Genomic DNA, 17,250 nt, shown 5'->3' with positions numbered 1-17,250 from the left:
TCATCCACTTCCTATTCTAGTCTTGCTTCACTTGTAGCTTGCACGCTTGCTCACTGTACGAATCAATAAATCAACATGGCATCGCCAAAGCTGAAAAAACGATACTCCGCTTTCACAGCTTCCTCATATGCCTGCATAATGTGATCTTTACCAGCTAATGCGCTGATCAGCATCAACAATGTGGACTTCGGAAGATGGAAATTCGTTAACAACGCGTCCACCACACCGAACTTATAGCCTGGATAGATGAAAATCGATGTCCAACCTTGTGAGGGTTGAATGTGCAGCGGTTCGCCATCTGTAGACGCTTGCGCCTCTCGGCTTAGACCTGCTGCCGTTTCCAAGGTGCGAGCGGATGTTGTACCAACGGCAATGACGCGTTTCCCCGCTGACTTGGTTTCATTGATAAGCGCGGCTGTTTCTTCGGAGAGGATATAATATTCCGCGTGCATTTGATGATCTTCGATCTTGTCGACAGATACGGGACGGAATGTTCCAAGTCCAACGTGCAGCGTGACGAACGCTAACCGTACACCTTTGGCTTGTAGCTTAGCCAGGTAGTCCTCTGTAAAATGCAACCCCGCTGTAGGTGCGGCCGCGGAACCTTCATGCTTCGCATAGACGGTTTGATACCGTTCCCGTTCAGAAAGCTGCTCTTTAATATACGGTGGCAGTGGCATCTCGCCCAACTGATCGAGAATTTCGTTGAAAATCCCCTTATACCGGAACTGCAGGATACGTGCTCCCATTTCGCCTACTTCCACAACTTCAGCGGTTAGAAGCGGATCATCATCCCCTTGCGTGGTTCCGAATACGGCCACAGCTCCTAGCTGCATCCGTTTGCCGGGCTTCACCAATGCTTCCCATCGATCCTCGCCGAGCGGCTTCAGAAGAAGCAATTCCACCTTGGCTCCTGTATCCTTCTTCATGCCAAAAAGCCGCGCTGGAATGACACGTGTATCGTTCATCACGAGCAAATCCCCGGCTTCCACATAGTCAATCAAATTCTCAAAGGTGCGATGCGCAATCTCGCCTGTCGCTTTATTCAACGTCAGCAATCTAGACGCCGTACGGTTAAGCAGCGGCGTCTGAGCAATCAACGTTTCAGGCAATTCAAAATCAAAAGCTTGTACGTCCATCTAGTCTGTTCATTCCTTCGTTATAGTCACTCCAGCGTAGTAGGTCTGAAGTATTTTCTTATAATCGTAACCTTGCTCGGCAAAACCTTTCGCTCCCCATTGGGACATTCCCAAACCATGACCAAAGCCTTTGCCTCGGAACATGATGGGATTGCCTTGAATCGTTGAGGAACCATTCGTCGGTCCAACGGACTTTGAAGGCTTGGAGATGCCTGTACTGCGTATCGTCATCAGATCCGCAATTTTTACAGCCGTTGGCTGCATCTGCTTCCCCGATAAGACATAGACTGAATCTGACGTCGCAGCGCTCGACACGATGCCGTTTTTGCTCAACATGGCAAGTGTTGGTGCATTCGAACTAGTACCAGTATAACTGCCCGCTCCCTCTATTTCAAACAGGGTACTCGGTAAGCCGCCTAATGCTGTGCGCAGTGCGTCTGGATTTTTCACATTCACAACGACGCCGTTCGCTTTCATCTCGATCACACGGCCGGATGGGCCTCGTTTGGTAATCTCGAGCGACGTTAGTTCACCGTTAATTGTAATTTTCGCTGCTGTCAATTTACTCTTAATATCACTTAATGTATAAGGCCCTCTTATCCATGAATACGCGTTCGATTCCTTCTCTTGCCCTTGCACAGTAACCTTCTCTTTGAGAGCTAGCTTCGCGATAGCGGGGTTAGCCGTATTATCCACATAGGGTGCCAAGCGAACGTTAACATCTTGCTCGGTTGATTCGAAAATGGCCTTGCCTGACTTGTCCTTCTGCCCTGTATCCTTCAGATACATGCTATGCACGAAGCCAGTGCGACCGTCGGTCAGCTGGATTTGATACCAGATCGCTTTCCCTTGTTCTGCACCTTGATCAGGACTTGCGACGCTGCGCAAATAATCAACCGCATTCCCCCATACCTCTATAGGATCAGCCGTCTGACCACCAGCATTGGAAGCAAAGACAGGGGAAATCAGATTCCCTCGTTTATCCGAAATGACTTCATCCTGTGTGGCATCCACCGCTTGGATGCCTGTGGCAAATTCCTTCTCCACACCGTAGTAAGCCTGATCTAGCGTCGTGTCCGTGACATTGGCAATTTCATATTTATTGCCTTGATAAATCGCATACGTGCGCGCGGCTACAGCCTGCGCTTTGAGCGCTTCCAGTGGCCACTGGGCGTTTAACTCCGCACCAACGACACCGTATAAATACTGCTCCATGGGAATTTCGTTAACAAGCGCTAACCGATCGTGAAATGCACTGATCTCCATCGCGCCGCGATAGCTGCGATCCAGCTTCTCTTTGACGGCAATCGTTTGCTGCTTGGGCTTGAATATTGTTCTCTGCTCCCCAGTCCCAGCCGCATAATGGGTGACAGCAGCTGTCGGTGCGGCAGCAGTAGATACATCTGATCTGCGAATCAGATAGGGAGAAGCTATATTAGCTGGCTGGAGCGGTATATTGGGTGCCGCTTTCAGCGCCGCATCCTTCACAGCCGCCAACTTCACATCGGTGGATTCACTGCCAACCCACACATAGTAGCTCAATTTGCCGGCTTGATCAGCTTGCAAGACGAGGTCTGCGTTAAGTCCAGCCTGTGCATATACAGCAGCTTGCTGCTGCGCAGCCGCTTCCGTTGCATAAACGCCCGCACTCCAATGGAGCGGACCATTGATGACTGGCACAGACGACTTGGTTAGCGTCGCGACAGTTGCATCCTTTATCGCCGCAGCAGCCGCTGAATCAGCCTCTGCCTTCGTAGGCAAGTTGCCATAATACACTTGGTAGACCGTTTTGCCTGAACGGTTGCGGCTTAACACATAGCTTTCTTCCGCCATACCGTTCAGCTTCGTATATAAGGCCTTTGCAGCAGCGAAATCAGATGTCTCCAGCATCATGACACTGTATTGATCTAATGACATGCGAATGTTCGTGTCGGCTAATGATGTCCATGGCTTTGCTTCCGAACTCGCTGTGCTGCGAACAGCCACATCAAAGCCGCCGGGGGACGATAAGGAAACTAGCGGCTCTATCTTTTTGTAGGTTGAAGCATTAATTAGCAAAGCAACACGAATGCTGTCCAAATGTTTGGTTCCAACCGCATGAGCTTGCTGACTCCATACGCTAGTACTAGCCCCAATGGCTAAGACGGCAGACACGACAACAGCCAATCGTTTCGGATGCAACAGAATAGTTCGGCCACTCATAGTTGTATCGTTTCCTTTCACACTTCATTCTTCTAATCATGTAGACGCGCGAAGGAAGTAGAAGTTTTGTAGATTCATAGAAAAAAAGACAAAATAAAAGCTCTTGCCTGCCTTGCAGCTAGGCAAAAGCTTCGTATAGGGCTAATCTCGAACGCTATCGTTGTTCAGGAATGGGTAAGCCTAAGTGATGATAGGCTTGGGGCGTAACCGTTCGCCCTCTTGGCGTGCGCTGCATAAACCCAATTTGCAGCAGGTATGGCTCATAAACATCCTCGATCGTCTGGCTCTCTTCACCAATCGTAGCCGCAATCGTTTCAAGCCCAACAGGGCCTCCCTGGAAGCTCTGTATGATCGCTCGCAGCATTTTGTGGTCAATTTCATCTAGACCCAAATCATCCACCTGCAGAAGCCGCAGGGACTCTCTTGCGAGCTCCATGGTGATGATACCGTCGCCTCGCACCTGCGCGAAGTCACGCACCCGCTTCAGCAAACGGTTCGCAATCCGTGGCGTCCCTCGTGAGCGCATGCCGATTTCGCGCGCAGCGTCACCAACGATGCCGACTTGCAGAATGTCGGCCGTCCGACTGACGATGTAGCTCAGCTCATCGACTGTGTAAAACTCCAACCGGCTGACGACCCCGAAGCGGTCGCGCAAAGGCGCTGAAAGCAGCCCTACACGCGTCGTGGCGCCGATCAGCGTAAACGGCGGCAGGTCGAGTCGCACCGAACGTGCGCTGGGCCCCTTGCCGATAATAATATCAAGGGCAAAATCCTCCATCGCCGGATATAACACCTCTTCCACCGTACGGTGGAGGCGGTGGATCTCGTCGATGAATAAGACGTCGCCTTCCTGCAAATTCGTCAGGATGGCCGCAAGATCGCCAGGTCGTTCAATCGCAGGACCTGAAGTCGTGCGGATATTAACGCCAAGCTCATTGGCGATGATATTTGACAGTGTCGTTTTCCCAAGACCTGGCGGGCCATACAACAGCACATGATCCAGGGCTTCTTTCCTTTGTTTGGCAGCTTCAATATAGATCTTGAGGTTTTCCTTCGCCTGCTTCTGGCCGATATATTCAGCCAAAAAACGGGGACGCAGACTATACTCGACTACATTGTCCTCCATCATAAAGTTAGCCGATATGATCCGGTCGTTGTCCATGGTGTCCCTCCTAAAAATTAATCACTTACATCGTGAACAGCGCTTGCAGGGCAAGTTTCACGAGTACATCAACCGAATCAGACGGCTGCGCTTTCGGCTTCACTTGCAGCCATGCGCGATCCACCTCAGCCTCCGTATAGCCGAGCGTCATCAGCGCTTCTTTCGCCTCGCTCCAAGGTAAGCCACCTTCGGTTAATTGCGCCGAGCCAACTACGCTCAAAGCAACTGCCGCCTCAGGACTGGAGAAGCTCACGGATCCCAACTTATCTTTCAAATCCAGAATGATTCGCTGCGCTGTTTTCTTCCCGATCCCTGGCAGCTTCGTCAGAAATGCTAGATTCTCCTGGGAGATCGCCAAAATGACAGACTCCGGTCTGCCGCCAGCCGCTAGAATGCCAAGTGCCACTTTCGGTCCAATTCCGCTTACGTCCAGCAATAGACGGAACAATGACTGCTCATCGCGCGTCATAAAACCGAATAACAAATGCGCATCCTCTCGTACATGATAGTGGATGAACATCGTCACATCTTCATTCTCTTGATGAGGCAGCGCATAAGGGTTCGGACAAAATACCCGATAGCCTACGCCATTCACATCGAGTACGGCATATTCACTTTCACGCAGGGCGACTTTGCCTCGCAAGAAATCTATCATCGTCTCTCAACTCCATTTATCCTAGATTGCAGCGAAGAAGAGTGCGCATGACAAATAGCAATAGCCAGCGCATCGGCTACGTCATCTGGCTTCGGTACTTGCGACAGTTTCAGCAAGATCTTGACCATCTCCTGCACTTGCTTCTTCTCTGCATTGCCGTAGCCAACCACGGCTTGCTTCACTTGAAGCGGCGTATATTCAGCGATTGGCAGACCCGCCTGCACGCCTGCAAGAATCATGACGCCCCGGGCTTGGCCAACCGTGAACGCCGTCGTGACGTTTCGATTAAAAAATAATTTTTCAATCGACAACACATCAGGTTTATATTTCTCTATCAATTGCACCGTAGCGTCATAGACATCCTTCAACCGAATGCCAGGATCCGTATGTGCTTCTGTTTGGATCGAACCGTACTGTACAGGAACTAGCTTACTGCCGATTTTATCAATAAAGCCAAAGCCGACAATCGCGATCCCTGGATCTATTCCTAGAATTCGCAAAGTCATTTCTCTCCTATCCATTATAAAAAAGCGAACATATGTAGTCATTGCCATTATAGCAGATAACGAAATAATCGGCTACGCCATCCTTTTTAGAAGAAAATGGTTCCCTTTCAACAAAAAAAGAGATCGTCCGGGATTCTCCCGAATCAATCTCTTCATGCATCTTTATCGTAACTTCGACCGAGATATGGCTCCTTCAACTGCTTCAATGGCATAATCGCTGAAGGTGGATAATACGCTATTATACTCCTCTATATCGGAGACTTTAATTCCTTCATGAAGCTGCGCTATCGTTTCCCTTGGCAAACTGCTTTCTAATTGTTGAATATTGAGCTGAAAAAAAGTTCGTATAATCTGTTTATTCGCTGGCAGCCCGTTAAATAACGACAGATTGCTGCTTCCGTCAATGCCGAACACGGCATGCTCCTTACAGTCTGGCGATAAATCATCAATTTGTTCTGTGAAAATAACTGCCCCAGCCGGTTCTATACTTAACTTCCAATCCGGATGCTGCTTCTGCAGCCCAAGCAACTCCTTTGATGTCAGCGATCCCAATGGACTGCGTTCTTCCCCGCACACATAGGACTTGAGCAAATAGCTTTCTCTACGATCAGAAATGGTTTGCAGCAGCTTGACAGCTTCCTGGAGATGCGTGTCTTCCTTCGGTACCACTCTGGCTAAAGTCGCTTGGATGGCTCCTCTAGGGCCTTTCTGATTATGATCACCTAGATCATCGTTCATTGTATAGATGTAATAAGCAGCGAACACAACTAGGATGAAAATCCAGGGCATTAACCAACTGCGCTTCCAGCGTAGCCTTCTTTTTAATTGCTTCAAGAACCGATGTACATTCACGTGATCCCCTTCTTCTTGTTTTTTCGTATTGTTACCATTTGCAAGTTGCCCTATACATCATTTACCATAGGAGTAATGAATGAAACTGAAATGAAATTCATATAGAGTGAAATTTCAATCTAGACGGATGGTGAACGCAACCATGAATGGTAGGAAACCGATTAAACGCACAACCCTCCTTATTATCGGCGTCATTGTCTTATGGGGTAGTGTTGCATTATGGAATGAAGCTCATAAGAACGGACCTGACGCCATTCGAACAAAATCAACATCCATTTCTCATTCCATACCGAGTCCTCATTCCTAGCAGAAAGACTTTGACGAAGTCAAAGATCCCTATAAATAGTCACGAAACTTACACGATTTCGGTAACAAATGGTTATAATCCATTACTTGTCCTCAATTGAATTTGACTGTAGCCACAGAAATGATATAGTCAAAGATAGACAAAGTTAAACGGCGGTTTCCTAACGACAACTCTAAGGAGGGATACATCATGAATGTGGCAGAACTTCAATTAATTCAATTATCCAGACGAGGCGATCGCAACGCTTTCGTGGAGTTAGTCGAACTCTATCGCAGCAAAATACAAAAGCTTGCTTTCCGTATGCTGCATAACCGTCCAGATTCGGAGGATATTGTCCAAGAAACCTTTATCCGCGTTTATTTGAACCTAAACCACTTTGATGAAAGTCAGAATTTCTCAACTTGGATTTATCGGATCGGGAAAAATGTAGCCATCGACTTGCTTCGCAAGAAAAGACCTGTCCAGTCGCTGGATGCCGAGCTGAACGATGTTGATGACGACTACAGCTACTACAGTAAGCTGGCAAGTCATGATCAATCCCCCGAGCACGCTGTGCTTCAAACCGAAATTCAAGAACATATGCATGCTTCCATAAATAAATTGGCTGACAAATATAAAGGCATTATCACGCTCTACTATTTGGAAGAGCTCTCTCTCCAGGAAATTAGCGAGCGCTTGAACTTGCCGATTACGACCGTTAAAACTAGACTCCACCGCGGCCGCGAGCTTCTGCGGAAAAAGTGGGGCATGAATCTCGTTATCGGATTAATGACGTTCTTCACACTCGGGATGATTGCCTAAACGGTACGTAAGCACAAGAAAAGAAGCCCTCACGACATCTTTACAGATGCGGTGAGGGCTTCTTTTACTTGTTTTATACATTAATCCATGGCGTATTCGGTCTGCTAGGCTCCCGTCTCTCTACGGCTCGTTCTTGCTCTCTGAGGAACGAATTCAAAGCGGATGATCCAGAAGGTTTTACTTTGCGCGAGGAACGATTGGCTTGCGATTTCGACTTTGCCGCCTTTTGCTTATCACGAATATCGATTTGTACCTCTTCTAAGGTATCTGATACTTTACTCAGCTCATGCGTATGCACTTGAGGTAAAATCGGTGTCTCATACAGAGGAGCATCATGTACACCTGCATACGGAATGCCGCCATAGGGATCATGGGAATAGGCATACGGATACTGTGCGTCATACGGCATTGGTGGCGGATAGAACCCTGGATGTTCGTGCGAGACGTGATCCCACGGATTCCCCATCGGTATATTCGGGAAATGGGTTGGGCTATTGTACCATGGCTGCTCGTTCATGGCAGGACCTCCACAACCGCAACCTTCGTCCACAACAGAAATTGGCGCCACCATCGTTGGCAGTGGTTCACAATTATCATCTGGATAGGCTGGGTAGGTCGGATAGATCATCTCAGGCTGCTGTTCAGGATATACGGAAACTTCTGTAGCCTGAATATTAAACTGTAGGAACGGATGCACTGCTTGCCCATAAGGCTCATGAAGACCGATGTTATCGGTTACAGGGGCAGGCGACTGTGCGATCGGCTGCGGGATGGCAGGTACCGTTTCTCCAAGCGATAACGGCGGAGGCACCTCTTCTGGCATGGCTGGCGCAGGGATCATGGGTTGCTGCATATCAACTGGGGGCATTGCTTCTACAATCGGCACTGGAGCAAATGGCTCCGTTGAAAGTTTGTGAGGGTGTCCGCCATGCGTATGTCCGTGACCGTGGTGAGCCTTAGGAACGAAGACAATGTCCCCAGTCATAAGTACATTCGGATTCTTCAGATGCGCGTTCGCCCCAATCATCGCTTGCAACGGCACATCCCAAGCTTTACCGAGTTTCCATAAACTATCCCCTTGTTGGACAACATGTTTGTAGACATACTCCATTGCTGGCGGATTTACGTGCTTCGGCCCCGATGGAATCTTCACTTTCATCCCAATATCAATCTTGTTTGGGTCAGCAATGTGAGGATTGAGGGCAATAATCTGATCCAGGGTGGTTTGGTATTTTTTCGCGAGTTCGTACAGGGTATCGCCTTTTTTGACAATATGGATTTTCAAAACCATACCTCCTTCGCGTTTTTCGTAAGCATCTTCTTCGCGTTTCTCTCCCAATAATGTTGAACTTGGCCGCGTAAGCATTCGCTTATTCACAATTTGATATTACAGTTTATGCACGTTCCTAGGCTTTTGCCCCCTTTCTTACAAAAAAAATCCCTCACGCCAAGAGCGCAAGGGATTTCCTTTATGAACCGTTGTAGGAATAGCTTGGGTAACAGCCCAAAATCCGAACCTGACAGCCAATCGCCTCAATCTCTTGAATGGCTGAGGGCAGCAGAACCGAATCCATATTGCCTACAATATCAATATAGAAATAATAATTACCTAACTTTTTCTTCGTCGGCTTCGACTCAATCTTCGAAAGATTAATTCGCCGCCACGCAAATGCAGAAAGCACTTGGTGCAAGGCGCCTGGATAATCCTCAGGCAATGTAACGAGAATCGTCGTCTTCATATCCGTTGACGATGCCAACTCTGGCGCTTCCTTGCCCACTAGCAAGAATCGCGTCATGTTGTCTTTATGATCCTGAATTTCACGTTCCAGCATCGGAACCCCATAATTCGTCGAAGCAATGGCGGTGCCGATGGCAACAACCGTCGGGTCATTCAACGTGGATACAATACGTACCCCTTCCGCTGTTGAGCTCACCTGCTCAAACTCTGCATCGCGCAGGTAGCGCTTCATGAACTGATTGCATTGCGCAGGCACGACCTGATGAGACAGCACTTTACGAACATGGCGGTACGGATTAGCCGCATCCGTCGCAGGCTCTGGGCTTGGATAACCGATGAGATTCATATCAATCGGAAACACCCATTCTGCTCGTATCGGCAAATCCACTTCATGGACAAGCCAATCGACATGGAGATGCACGGAGCCTTCCAAGGTGTTCTCAATCGGAATGACACTAAGGTCCGTTTCACCTGATGCGGTTGCATTGAATACCTCAGAGATCAGCTTATACGAGACATACGTGAAGCTGTCGCCTAGAAAATGACGTGTTGCTTCCTCAGAGAATGTACTCGGTCCTAGGATGGCAACTCGTTTCATGCCAGCACCTCTCTCTGTACCCATGAAAGCAGTGATTCATCACCACTGTGCAATTCAATGGTGACAACACCATCTTGGCTCGGCTTCAGCCACAGCATCTGCGCTTGAATGCCTTCATTAGCCAAAGTGCCTTGCAGGAACGCTTGTAGCTCTTCCTTCTGCTTGCTGCGCGCATCCACGAGCGCAAGCATCGTCGGGCCTGCTCCGCTTAGCGCTACGCCTAACGCACCATGATGCTCACTTTCGTCCAGTAGTAGTTGCATCCCAGGAATAAGCGAGGCACGATACGGCTGGTGTAAGCGATCTTTCATGGCAAATCGAATCATGCCAAGATTCCCTGTGCTCAGCGCAGCAACAAGCAGTGAGGAGTGGCTCAGGTTGAATACCGCATCTTTCATGGATACTTGCTGCGGCATGATGCCTCTCGCCTTCTCCGTCGATAGCTGGAATGCCGGAATGGCAACGAGCACCTCTAGATTGGGATCAGGCTCAATACGAATCGATTCGGCTTGCACATCGTCCCAGAAAGCCACGATGATTCCGCCGTATAGGCTAGCACCGACATTGTCTGGGTGCTTCTCTAATTTGGATGCGATTTGGAACAACTCGTACGTTGTAAATCGATTCCCGATCAGCGCATTTGCGCCTGCAAGGGCACCAACGATCGCAGAAGCGCTGCTCCCGAGTCCGCGTGTGAGCGGGATCTCGCTGTACATGCTAATCTCAAGCTCTGGATGTGAAACACCGGCCTTGTCAAACACCATTTGAGCAACCTTATAGATCAAGTTCGACTTATCCGTTGGAATGCCGTTCATTTGATCCCCGATCAAATGAATCGAGGTGTGATCCGAAATCGCCATATCAATCCAAGCGTATAAGTTCAAGGCCATCCCCAAAGAGTCAAAGCCGGGTCCTAAATTAGCCGTGCTAGCCGGTACTTTTACCCTTACCTTTTGTACTGTCTTGTAGCTCATTCGAAACTAACGCCTCTCTTCACTATTGTTTATCCTTCAACACGGTACACGCTCTTAATTGCGTGAATCACGTCCATCGTTTCGAATTGCTGCAACACATTTTTCATGCTTGCTTGATTCGCATCATGCGTGATGATAATAATTTCAGCCTTCGGATTTGTTTTGTTCGGGTGTTGAAATACCGATTCCAAACTCACTTCATGTTCAGCGAAAATTTGTGTAATTTGGGCAAGCACACCCGCTTTATCTTCAACATGGAGCAAAATAAAGTTTTTGGATGCGATTTGATCATCGGTTTTGAGTTTCTTCTCTTTATAAGGAGCTTGAACCGTACGCCCATTGATCCCTAACTTCAAATTACGCACAACCGCGACTAAGTCAGCTACAACGGAAGTTGCCGTCGGAAGCTCGCCGGCACCCGCTCCGTAGAACATCGTTTCGCCAACTGCTTCACCTGTGACGTAAACCGCATTGAACACGCCATTGACAGAGGCTAGCGGATGGGAATTTTTGACCATTGTAGGTTGAACACTAACCGAAATGTGCCCATCATGATTTTCAGCAATCCCAAGTAGTTTCACTTCATAGCCAAGCTTCTTCCCGTACAGAATATCTTCCTTCGTAACCTTGGAGATCCCTTTTGCTTCAACGTCACTTAACGCTACATTGGCATGGAATCCAAGCGTTGAAAGAATCGTCATTTTGCGAGCAGCGTCTAGACCTTCAACATCCGAAGTCGGATCTGCTTCCGCATAGCCCAGCTCTTGCGCTTCCTTAAGGACATCGGCGTAAGCTGCACCTTCTTGGCTCATTTTGGTCAATATATAGTTCGTCGTTCCGTTCACAATCCCCATAATTTTCGTGATGCGATCCGAAGAGAAGCCTTCGACCAGCGCACGAATGATCGGGATACCGCCTGCAACGCTCGCTTCATAGAAGACATCACAGTTATTCTCAGCAGCTTTGGCCAAAATTTCCGCGCCATGCATCGCCATAAGATCCTTATTCGCTGTAATGATATGCTTGCCGTTGCCAAGCGCTGTTAGAATGTGGTCTTTCGTTGCAGCCACGCCGCCCATTACTTCCACTACGATATCGATCTCACTGTCGCCGATTACGTCCCAGACGTTTTCAGTCAGCTTATCCGCATCAACAGAAATGTTGCGTTGCTTGGATTTATCTTGTACAAGGATTTTGGCAATTTCAATGGAAGATCCTGTTTGACGCTGCAAATCCTCTTGATGACCTTCAACAATACGTACAACACCTGTTCCAACTGTCCCTAAACCTAGTAAACCAACCTTAATGGGTTTCATTTCATTACCTCCCGAATAATTTACGTTTTTTAACTGCCCTGGCCGATGACCATGGCACGCTTGACTCCGTCTTGTGCACCGAGGCGATCCACGATCTCACGAATTTCCTCACCCATCGAAGAAATTTCTAAAGAGATCACGACGTTCGCCATGCCTTGAAGCGGAATGGTCTGATGAATGGTCAATACGTTGCCTTCCAAATTCGCGATGAGCGCAAGTACACGGGATAGAATGCCCGAGCGATGCTCTAAATCCATCGAAATCGTGATGATCCGTTCGCGCTCTAACTTACTCAACGGATGGATGCCATCTTTATACTTATAGAAAGCGCTGCGACTTAGCCCAACTTGCTCGACGGCCTCATGAATCGTCTTCACTTCGCCCCGCGCAAGCAGCTCCTTCGCTTGAGCTGTCTTCAGAACACCCTCTGGAAGAATATCCTCGCGGACTAAGTAGTACCGTTCAGGTCCGATGTGCTTCATACTTGGAACAAATTCTTTGCTCTCCGGCACCTTACTACCGTCCTCTCCAAAAAGACTAATGTTTACCTATAGAGGACATTATATCGAATCATGCCACTTGAAGCAATAGGCAAAATACATACAAGCTATCGCCTTTGCAGTGCCTTCGCCAGGTATGGTAAGCTGAGACGGAATTTAACTGAGGGGAGAACTCTCCATGATTACACTGCGTATGATGTCTACTGCACTGCTATGGAACGAAAAAGACGAGCTCCTGATGATGAAACGCGCGCTCACCCGTACGCTTTCACCAGGCTTATGGGCGGCGATCGGCGGGCACTTGGAGCCTCATGAAATCAGCCTGCCGCGTGTTGCCTGCCTGCGAGAGATTAGAGAAGAAACAGGCATTGAACAGAATGAAATCGCTGATCTCCGCTTGCAATATGTCCTGCTGCGGCTGAATGGCCAAGAGGTACGCCAGCAGTTTTTCTATATCGGTACCACAACCGTCGATCCGCGCATTGAAACGTCGGAGGGAGAGCTTCATTGGATCCCGCGAGCGGATGTGCTCAATCGACCAATGCCTTATATTTTCCGCTGTTTGCTTCAGCATTATTTCACCGCAGGTCATACCGAGCATCCATGGGTAGGATCGGCTGGTCTGGATCAGCTAACGGGCGATCCTACCGTTCATTGGAACCCTTTGCTTGATCCCTTGCAAATCTAACTATTAAAAAAAGAGCAGACAACGATGATCTCGTTACTGCTCTTTTCGGTGTTCATTTTATAGGGCGCTGCCGCCAAAAAGAAATCGATACTCCCAATGAGTGTTTGCAACCGTATCAATACGGACACCGCCGCTTTCTTTGGAATACGTGGACAGGATCTGTCCATTCCCCAGATACATCGCGACATGCGTGATCGTTTGAGCAGACTTATTAATCCCCGTGTAATTCGATTGTGCTGTCCCTTTATAAGACATAAAGAACATGAGATCTCCAGCCTTGAGATTATGCCAATCCGTCACATTGTGCCCCAACGATTTGACATATGTGCCCTGCCCCCTGGAATCGCTCGGAAGATTCAAGCCGATCCCATCAAGGAACGCTTGATGGATGAAATCCGAACAATCAAAAGTCGACGTATCGGCTCGACTTGATCCGTACTCATACGGTGTCCCCATATATTTCTTGCCAGCTGCAATGACCTTTTGAATTTTCTCGCTAGTCGTGCTTCCACTGTTGACCGTCGTCCCTGGCGAAGTCGCAACGCCCGAAGTTGTTACATAGGTTGGGCTCGTACTGATGTATCCCACCTTTCCATCAGACGCTTTCACTTTATACCAGTAAGCATTGACCTTCTGCACGATCTGAACCGTTTCCCCGGCTTTCAAATAACGGATTCTGCTCGCATTCTGGTCAGGTGCCGTTCGGAAACTTACACCAGCCACAATCCGGCCTGTCCCTGCTGATGGTGTCGTAGATGGCGTCGTAACTACAGCGCCTGCCTTTATATATTTCGCACTAGTCGACACATAGCCGACACGTCCGTTACTATCTTGAATTTTATACCAATAGGCATTCACATTCTCTACGATCGTGACTTTCTCACCCTGCTGCAGATAGCGAATACGCGCGGCATTCTCGTCAGGACTTTGCCGAAAACTTACACTGTTTATAATTTCACCAGTAGTTGCCGCGGATGCCAAAGTAGGACTTGGCACAGTTACAGCACCGAATAGAAGCGATGGGACAAGAGCAAAAGCAAGTAGTTGTTTTTTCATGTACATACCTCCTAGCGTTGATCTTGCGCCGATGACGCTCGTAAATGGTAACATATCCATTGAAATTGTTTTAGCTGTAACATCTTCCAATTCGGCGACCCCCACAAAATCAGACCTGACGTCGCGGCATAAAAAAAGACCCTCCCACCGCTGTTCATTGACAGCTTCATGGTAAGGTCTTCATCCAATTTCCGCCCACGAATCATCGTTCTTAGGAGGTTCTTGCCGCTTCAAATGCTGACTTTGATCGGCCCATTTCTGCAGCAGTTTCTGCGCTTCTCTTCGCCGCAGTAACGATTCCGCCAGTTGGAAGCCATCCTCGTAACTGTCCACTTTATCAAACCATTTTAACCGTAATCCTGCATTAAAAATGACATGATCCCGCTCGCGTTTCACTTCCAGTCCTTCATCTCCCATGATGATGCGTTCCACCAGCTCGATCTGCTCCTCTTTGTGAATTTGCGGTAACGTCGTGCTGACAAATCCGAATTTCTGCGGCTCTACGAGGCGTGACTCATCTCCCCAAGGCGTTACAATGCGTATTGTACTATTTTGATAAATCGGCAAGTCCTCTGAGCCATCAATGCCATGGACAATGTAGGCTTGCTGAAACCCAGCGCGGATCGAAATTGGAATGAGCGACTCCAACGTCTTCTTCTGACCGACCCCGATAATGAGATTCGTCGACAACACAGGGTTTAGCACACGTTCCAGGGTATCAATGACCGTTCGTAATCCCAACTGCTCACGCACTTGTCTTAATCGTCCAATCGGCGGACAGATTTGCTCTGTTGACAGATAACCAATATGCAGTTGTGCCAGTATGGTATGCCATGCTTTGATAGATAAGTTCACAGCAATACCAAAGCCATCTAAGATATCTCTCATTACCGTCCCTTGCTTAGAGGGAAGTGCTGCCCCGCCTTGCATCACCTGGTTGAACCCAACAGAGGCTAATAGCAAGCTCACGGGCAGCGTGATTGGAAACCTCCCCCTGCCTTCTTGGGGACCGGAGGCGGTAAGCGAGTTAGGCACATCTTGATACGGCAAGGAGTGGCTGCGGTATACGTCGATGAAAGCCATCAGCTCCTCAGCCGACTCCCCTTTCATGCATAACGCCATCAGAAATGCTGCGCACTGGGCATCCGTCGATTCCCCGCCCGCCATTTGGCTTGCAGCTTCAACGGCTTCCTCGTAAGTCAAATCACGCATGTTGGATGGTTCGGAGCCCATGGCTTGAATCCATTTTTTCATCATCGAGCCCTCCTTCCACCCATTACTCTAATGTCATATTAACTAACATAAATTCACGTTTATTATTAAAATGGTAATACTTTCGGCAATTAGTGTCAAGTATTATGACATAATTGCGAAACTGGACGATACGAGGGCAAAAAAAAAGAAGCGCCCTCCCAGTGGGAGAAGCACTTCTCGATTTACTGTTTCTCATCGAATTCGAATTCAAAATCACCAATCTGAATCGTTTGACCATGAACAGCACCGCGTCTGCGCAATTCATCATCAATCCCCATATTCCTTAAAATACGAGCAAAGCGCGCAACCCCATCTTGCGTGGAGAAATTGGTCCGTTTAATTAATTTCTCAATGGACGGACTGTCAATGACGAAGGCATCATTATCGCGACGAATCGTGAAATCATTCTCTTCATTTTTCTCAAACCGATACACCTTGCGCTCTTCAGTCTCTACAACGCCTTCCACTTCTGGTGCTTGCGGAATGCTTTCTACGATATCTGAGATTTTGTATAACAACTCCTGCACACCACTGCGGGTAAGTGCGGAAATCGGATATACCTCAAACTCTTTGCCATCCGCAGCAAGCTGCTCCTTGAAGAGTGCCAAATTTTCCTCAGATACTGGCATATCCATCTTGTTGGCAACTACAATTTGCGGACGCTGTTCCAGCTTCGCATTATACAGTTTGACTTCCTCGTTGATTTTGATGAAATCTTCATAAGGGTCACGTCCATCCGCCGCGGACATGTCGACGACATGCACGATCACACGCGTGCGCTCGACGTGACGCAAGAACTCATGGCCGAGCCCAACGCCTTCATGGGCGCCTTCAATCAAGCCCGGGAGGTCCGCCATCACGAAGCTGCGGCCGTCACCTACATCCACTACGCCCAGGTTCGGCGTCAGTGTTGTAAAGTGATACTCGGCGATTTTGGGCTTCGCCGCCGAAACAACAGACAACAGCGTCGACTTACCGACGCTCGGAAAGCCTACAAGCCCTACGTCTGCCATGACTTTCATCTCAAGCGTAACCCAACGCTCAACGCCTTCCTCGCCGTTCTCGGCGATCTCAGGAGCCGTGATGCGCTGCGTAACGAAACGCGTATTTCCACGTCCGCCGCGTCCGCCTTTCGCCACAACAACTTGTTGTCCGTGACGCGTCAAATCAGCGATGATTTCTTGCGTATCATCATCAATAACTGTCGTCCCTGGCGGAATCCGCACGATCATATCATCGGCATTCGCGCCGTGCATAGACTTGTTGCGACCCTTTTCGCCACGATCCGCCTTAAAGTGTTTCTGATAACGGAAATCCATCAGCGTACGAAGACCCTCGTCCACGCGGAAAATAACATCTCCGCCATTGCCTCCGTCACCGCCAGCAGGTCCGCCTTCCGGTACATATTTCTCACGACGGAACGCAACTAAACCGTCGCCACCGTCGCCGCCTTTTACAAAAATCTTCGCCTTATCTACAAACATTTCTACACCCCGCGAACT

General features: G+C 48.6%; 16 protein-coding genes. 2 read left to right on the top strand and 14 right to left on the bottom strand.

The features are described 5' to 3' along the window. Positions 1–62: 62 nt before the first annotated feature. The 6 genes from queA to MJB10_RS07125 all read right to left on the bottom strand — a co-directional run bounded on the left by queA (position 63) and on the right by MJB10_RS07125 (position 6,516). The gene (gene queA, locus MJB10_RS07150; RefSeq protein ID WP_314802998.1) at positions 63–1,139 is read right to left on the bottom strand and encodes a tRNA preQ1(34) S-adenosylmethionine ribosyltransferase-isomerase QueA; all 1,077 of its coding nucleotides are present in this window, start codon (positions 1,137–1,139) and stop codon (positions 63–65) included. A 9-nt stretch (positions 1,140–1,148) separates the two neighbouring features. Beyond that, positions 1,149–3,341 carry a SpoIID/LytB domain-containing protein gene (locus MJB10_RS07145; RefSeq protein ID WP_314802996.1) on the bottom strand — a complete coding sequence of 731 codons (2,193 nt, stop codon included), beginning with the start codon at positions 3,339–3,341 and terminating at the stop codon, positions 1,149–1,151. Positions 3,342–3,495: 154 nt separating this feature from the next. Further along, positions 3,496–4,503 (bottom strand): Holliday junction branch migration DNA helicase RuvB, encoded by a 1,008-nt coding sequence (gene ruvB / locus MJB10_RS07140; RefSeq protein WP_314802994.1) that lies wholly within the window; start codon positions 4,501–4,503, stop codon positions 3,496–3,498. Between the two features lie 25 nt (positions 4,504–4,528). Further along, positions 4,529–5,158, bottom strand: a complete 630-nt coding sequence (gene ruvA / locus MJB10_RS07135; protein ID WP_314802992.1) for a Holliday junction branch migration protein RuvA — start codon at positions 5,156–5,158, stop codon at positions 4,529–4,531. After that, positions 5,155–5,658: a crossover junction endodeoxyribonuclease RuvC gene (gene ruvC, locus MJB10_RS07130; protein ID WP_314802990.1), complete on the bottom strand. Its 504-nt coding sequence runs from the start codon at positions 5,656–5,658 to the stop codon at positions 5,155–5,157. The genes ruvA and ruvC overlap by 4 nt, the downstream gene beginning before the upstream one ends. Before the next feature lie 168 nt (positions 5,659–5,826). Continuing rightward, positions 5,827–6,516 (bottom strand): BofC C-terminal domain-containing protein, encoded by a 690-nt coding sequence (locus tag MJB10_RS07125; protein ID WP_314802988.1) that lies wholly within the window; start codon positions 6,514–6,516, stop codon positions 5,827–5,829. Positions 6,517–7,012: 496 nt separating this feature from the next. Between MJB10_RS07125 and sigW the strand changes: the two genes are divergently transcribed. Continuing rightward, a complete protein-coding gene (gene sigW, locus MJB10_RS07120; RefSeq protein ID WP_314802985.1) occupies positions 7,013–7,624 on the top strand; it encodes an RNA polymerase sigma factor SigW in 612 nt (203 codons plus the stop codon). Positions 7,625–7,697: 73 nt separating this feature from the next. Here the strand turns inward: sigW and MJB10_RS07115 are convergent, their stop codons facing one another. From MJB10_RS07115 to MJB10_RS07095, 5 genes are all read right to left on the bottom strand, one after another. Continuing rightward, a complete protein-coding gene (locus MJB10_RS07115; RefSeq protein WP_314802983.1) occupies positions 7,698–8,909 on the bottom strand; it encodes a LysM peptidoglycan-binding domain-containing protein in 1,212 nt (403 codons plus the stop codon). Between the two features lie 184 nt (positions 8,910–9,093). Continuing rightward, positions 9,094–9,960, bottom strand: coding sequence for a prephenate dehydratase (pheA, locus tag MJB10_RS07110; protein ID WP_314802981.1), 867 nt, complete (start codon positions 9,958–9,960; stop codon positions 9,094–9,096). After that, positions 9,957–10,934, bottom strand: a complete 978-nt coding sequence (gene thrB, locus MJB10_RS07105) for a homoserine kinase (protein ID WP_314802980.1) — start codon at positions 10,932–10,934, stop codon at positions 9,957–9,959. The genes pheA and thrB overlap by 4 nt, the downstream gene beginning before the upstream one ends. Positions 10,935–10,963: 29 nt before the next feature. After that, positions 10,964–12,250, bottom strand: coding sequence for a homoserine dehydrogenase (locus MJB10_RS07100; protein ID WP_314802979.1), 1,287 nt, complete (start codon positions 12,248–12,250; stop codon positions 10,964–10,966). Between the two features lie 29 nt (positions 12,251–12,279). After that, positions 12,280–12,732: an ACT domain-containing protein gene (locus tag MJB10_RS07095; RefSeq protein ID WP_314805506.1), complete on the bottom strand. Its 453-nt coding sequence runs from the start codon at positions 12,730–12,732 to the stop codon at positions 12,280–12,282. 196 nt (positions 12,733–12,928) lie between these two features. Between MJB10_RS07095 and MJB10_RS07090 the strand changes: the two genes are divergently transcribed. Continuing rightward, positions 12,929–13,438 carry an NUDIX hydrolase gene (locus MJB10_RS07090; protein ID WP_314802977.1) on the top strand — a complete coding sequence of 170 codons (510 nt, stop codon included), beginning with the start codon at positions 12,929–12,931 and terminating at the stop codon, positions 13,436–13,438. Positions 13,439–13,495: 57 nt separating this feature from the next. Here the strand turns inward: MJB10_RS07090 and MJB10_RS07085 are convergent, their stop codons facing one another. The 3 genes from MJB10_RS07085 to obgE all read right to left on the bottom strand — a co-directional run bounded on the left by MJB10_RS07085 (position 13,496) and on the right by obgE (position 17,232). Continuing rightward, the gene (locus MJB10_RS07085; protein ID WP_314802975.1) at positions 13,496–14,494 is read right to left on the bottom strand and encodes a C40 family peptidase; all 999 of its coding nucleotides are present in this window, start codon (positions 14,492–14,494) and stop codon (positions 13,496–13,498) included. A 180-nt stretch (positions 14,495–14,674) separates the two neighbouring features. After that, positions 14,675–15,748, bottom strand: a complete 1,074-nt coding sequence (locus tag MJB10_RS07080) for an anthranilate phosphoribosyltransferase (RefSeq protein ID WP_314802973.1) — start codon at positions 15,746–15,748, stop codon at positions 14,675–14,677. A gap of 182 nt (positions 15,749–15,930) precedes the next feature. Beyond that, positions 15,931–17,232 (bottom strand): GTPase ObgE, encoded by a 1,302-nt coding sequence (gene obgE, locus MJB10_RS07075; protein WP_314802971.1) that lies wholly within the window; start codon positions 17,230–17,232, stop codon positions 15,931–15,933. Between the last annotated feature and the right edge of the window lie 18 nt (positions 17,233–17,250).

This window comes from Paenibacillus sp. MBLB1832, from assembly GCF_032271945.1.
GTDB classification, from domain to species: Bacteria; Bacillota; Bacilli; order Paenibacillales; family NBRC-103111; genus Paenibacillus_E; species Paenibacillus_E roseopurpureus.
Note: the sequence above shows the minus strand (reverse complement) of the source record. Positions and strands in the feature narration are given on the sequence as shown.

What these genes read in the sequence shown, in the direction of transcription:
- queA (WP_314802998.1), bottom strand. Translation starts at nt 1,139, where the DNA reads ATGGACGTACAAGCTTTTGATTTTGAATTGCCTGAAACGTTGATTGCT.
- MJB10_RS07145 (WP_314802996.1), bottom strand. Translation starts at nt 3,341, where the DNA reads ATGAGTGGCCGAACTATTCTGTTGCATCCGAAACGATTGGCTGTTGTC.
- ruvB (WP_314802994.1), bottom strand. Translation starts at nt 4,503, where the DNA reads ATGGACAACGACCGGATCATATCGGCTAACTTTATGATGGAGGACAAT.
- ruvA (WP_314802992.1), bottom strand. Translation starts at nt 5,158, where the DNA reads ATGATAGATTTCTTGCGAGGCAAAGTCGCCCTGCGTGAAAGTGAATAT.
- sigW (WP_314802985.1), top strand. Translation starts at nt 7,013, where the DNA reads ATGAATGTGGCAGAACTTCAATTAATTCAATTATCCAGACGAGGCGAT.
- pheA (WP_314802981.1), bottom strand. Translation starts at nt 9,960, where the DNA reads ATGAAACGAGTTGCCATCCTAGGACCGAGTACATTCTCTGAGGAAGCA.
- thrB (WP_314802980.1), bottom strand. Translation starts at nt 10,934, where the DNA reads ATGAGCTACAAGACAGTACAAAAGGTAAGGGTAAAAGTACCGGCTAGC.
- MJB10_RS07100 (WP_314802979.1), bottom strand. Translation starts at nt 12,250, where the DNA reads ATGAAACCCATTAAGGTTGGTTTACTAGGTTTAGGGACAGTTGGAACA.
- MJB10_RS07095 (WP_314805506.1), bottom strand. Translation starts at nt 12,732, where the DNA reads ATGAAGCACATCGGACCTGAACGGTACTACTTAGTCCGCGAGGATATT.
- MJB10_RS07090 (WP_314802977.1), top strand. Translation starts at nt 12,929, where the DNA reads ATGATTACACTGCGTATGATGTCTACTGCACTGCTATGGAACGAAAAA.
- MJB10_RS07085 (WP_314802975.1), bottom strand. Translation starts at nt 14,494, where the DNA reads ATGAAAAAACAACTACTTGCTTTTGCTCTTGTCCCATCGCTTCTATTC.
- MJB10_RS07080 (WP_314802973.1), bottom strand. Translation starts at nt 15,748, where the DNA reads ATGAAAAAATGGATTCAAGCCATGGGCTCCGAACCATCCAACATGCGT.
- obgE (WP_314802971.1), bottom strand. Translation starts at nt 17,232, where the DNA reads ATGTTTGTAGATAAGGCGAAGATTTTTGTAAAAGGCGGCGACGGTGGC.